This is a genomic window from Arthrobacter sp. H41 (genome assembly GCF_000520535.1).
GTDB lineage: Bacteria > Actinomycetota > Actinomycetes > Actinomycetales > Micrococcaceae > Arthrobacter_D.
The window spans coordinates 19,140-21,753 of sequence record NZ_KI914795.1; the positions used below are offsets into that span (position 1 = coordinate 19,140).

At 63.8% G+C, this 2,614-nt stretch carries 3 protein-coding genes; 2 read left to right on the forward strand and 1 reads right to left on the reverse strand.

The genetic code is table 11. The features are described 5' to 3' along the window. Positions 1-58 precede the first annotated feature (58 nt). Positions 59-1,012, reverse strand: coding sequence for a hypothetical protein (locus Y705_RS18755; protein WP_049822544.1), 954 nt, complete (start codon positions 1,010-1,012; stop codon positions 59-61). Positions 1,013-1,164: 152 nt separating this feature from the next. Between Y705_RS18755 and Y705_RS0109430 the strand changes: the two genes are divergently transcribed. After that, positions 1,165-1,707 (forward strand): peptidylprolyl isomerase, encoded by a 543-nt coding sequence (locus tag Y705_RS0109430; protein WP_026532681.1) that lies wholly within the window; start codon positions 1,165-1,167, stop codon positions 1,705-1,707. 8 nt (positions 1,708-1,715) lie between these two features. Continuing rightward, positions 1,716-2,585 (forward strand): rhomboid family intramembrane serine protease, encoded by an 870-nt coding sequence (locus Y705_RS0109435; RefSeq protein ID WP_026532682.1) that lies wholly within the window; start codon positions 1,716-1,718, stop codon positions 2,583-2,585. Positions 2,586-2,614 lie beyond the last annotated feature (29 nt).

Consider the following 2,614-nt stretch of genomic DNA (forward strand, 5'->3'; position numbering starts at 1 on the left):
AAGGCGGGAAGACAGTCCCCGGGATAGGGACGGTCTTCCCGCCTTGGTAGTGCTCAGCTCAGCCCGCGTTGTTGGACGGCTTCTCAGTGTTCTTCTCAGTGTGCTTGGCGGACTCGGTTGAATCCTTCGCCTTTTTCGCAACGGCTTCCGCGGCTTCGTTCGCCTTGGTGCCGGCCGCAGGGGTGGTCGTGTTGTTGGAAGCGGCACGGTTCGCAGCGTCCTTGATGTCAGCAACCACCTCCTTGGCCTCGTCCGATTTCTCGACCGAAACGGGTGCGGGGGCTGCCTTCACCGGTGCCGGGGTCTTCCAGGGATCCTCGACCGGCTTGGAAGCGCGCCAGGCGGCGGCAACGGCGGTGATTGCAGCGGCGATGATGCCGAGAATCAGCCAGACCTTGGAGGATCCGCGCTTCTGCTGGTCCTCCTGGCGCTTCTTGAGGTCCTTGGAGGCCTGCATCGTGGCCGTCGCCCACTTCTTCTGGATCGTCTTAACGGCTTTCTTGTCACCCGTGACGCGGATGACCGCGTCGGCGACACGGGGCGGAACGGTGGCGTCGGCAAGGGCACGCGACGCCGAATCCGCGGCTTCCCCGAGCTTGTAGGACAGCGCGGGAATGTACCCGTCGACTACTTTGCCCTTCGCCGAAACCAGGGCCGGGGTGGCCTTGTCCAGCGTTCCCTGGATCCGCGGAGCGGTGGTGTCGATGACCTGGCTGATCCGCGGGCCTACCGCATCGATACGGTCCTGGATGAGGGGAGTGACGGTTGCGATGCCCCCTGAGATCCCGGAGGCAGCTTTCCGCACGCTGTCCTGGATGACAGGGTTCGCCGTACCGACGCCCTTGTCCCAATGGGGCTTGGCCCACCCGTAGGCGGCATCGACGTGCGGGGTGGCCCAGCCGCGTGCGGCTACAACGTGGGGGGTTGCCCAGCTGCGGGCGGCGAGGATGCCCGCGAGGACGCCCTCGTCGAACTCCCGGCTGGTCGTTTTGCTTGTTGTTTTGTTCTTCACAAGTACCTCCAAGAATGTATGGCTCGTTCCTGCCAGCCTACGGCCAATGCGCAGGGCGTGCTATCAGTGCAGGCTATTCACGGATTTTTTCACTGTGCGCGGAAAACGGCGGCACCGGCGGTTCGGTCACCGGCCCGTGAAAGAATGGCATGATGACTGCTATTCCAACCGCACAGGCCACCATCCAGACCAACCAGGGCACCATTCTGGTCAACCTTTTCGGCAACCATGCTCCAAAAACCGTGAAGAACTTCGTTGGTCTCGCAACCGGCGAGATCACCTGGACCCATCCGGAAACCGGCGAGGAGACCAACTCGCCGCTGTACAACGGAACCATCTTCCACCGGATCATCAAGGACTTCATGATCCAGGGCGGGGACCCGCTCGGCCAGGGAATCGGCGGGCCGGGCTACAAGTTCGACGACGAAATCAACCCGGACCTCAATTTCAACGAGCCCTACAAGCTCGCCATGGCCAATGCCGGCACCCAGGGTGGGCGCGGCACGAATGGATCACAGTTCTTCATCACATCGGTGCCCACCACCTGGCTGCAGGGCAAGCACACCATCTTCGGAGACGTCACCGATGAGGAATCCCGGAAAGTGGTGGACAAGCTCAACGCCATCGCCACTGACATGCGCGACAAGCCCCTCGAAGACGTCGTCATCAGCAGCATCACCGTAGAACAGCAATAGCTAAACCCGTGACCTACGGAGTTCCCGCACCGGACCCGCGCCAGGAGGCCCCGGTATGTGCGCGGCATCCGGACCGGGTCAGCTACGTGCGTTGTCAACGCTGCGGGCGGCCGGCCTGCGCTGAATGCCAGCGGCCGGCAGCCGTGGGATTCCAGTGTGTGGACTGCGTGCGGGACCAGGCCCGGAACATCCCGGCCACGCGGACCGCCTTCGGCGGTGTTGCACGGACGGGCCGGCCGGTGATCACCTTCTCCATCATCGGTGTGTGCGTCGTCCTGTTCCTGCTGCAACTCGTGTCTCCACTGGTGACCGGCGCGTTGCTGTACGCGCCCTATTACACGGCCGGTGTGCAGGGAGTAGTGGAGCCTGAGCCTTGGCGCATGCTGACGGCGGCCTTCCTTCACTCGCCCAACTTCCTCCTCCATATCGCGTTCAATATGTATGCGCTCTGGATACTCGGCCAGGCACTCGAGCCGATGCTGGGGAGGGCACGGTTCGCCGCCCTGTATCTGCTGGCCGCTGTGGGCGGCTCAGTGGGAGTCCTGCTTCTTGCGGGCTTCAACCAGGGAGTTGTCGGGGCATCAGGAGCAGTCTTCGGTCTCTTCGGAGCGCTGTTCATCATCCAGCGCAAGACCGGCGGAGACGTCCGGCAGATCGTTGTCCTGATCGCCATCAACGGTGTTCTCGGGTTCGTGGTGCAGGGAATCTCCTGGCAGGCCCACCTGGGCGGGCTGCTGACCGGAGCCGCGGGTGCAGCCGTACTGGCTTACGCTCCGAAGGGGCACCGGCGTGCAGCGCTCCAGTGGGCGGGGTTGGCCGCGGTCGCCGTCGTACTTGTTCTCCTGACCGTCCTGGGGGTGTTCCTCCTGCCCCTCTAGGTGACGTACCGCACCGACGACTATGGCCC

What these genes read in the sequence shown, in the direction of transcription:
- Y705_RS0109430 (WP_026532681.1), top strand. Translation starts at nt 1,165, where the DNA reads ATGACTGCTATTCCAACCGCACAGGCCACCATCCAGACCAACCAGGGC.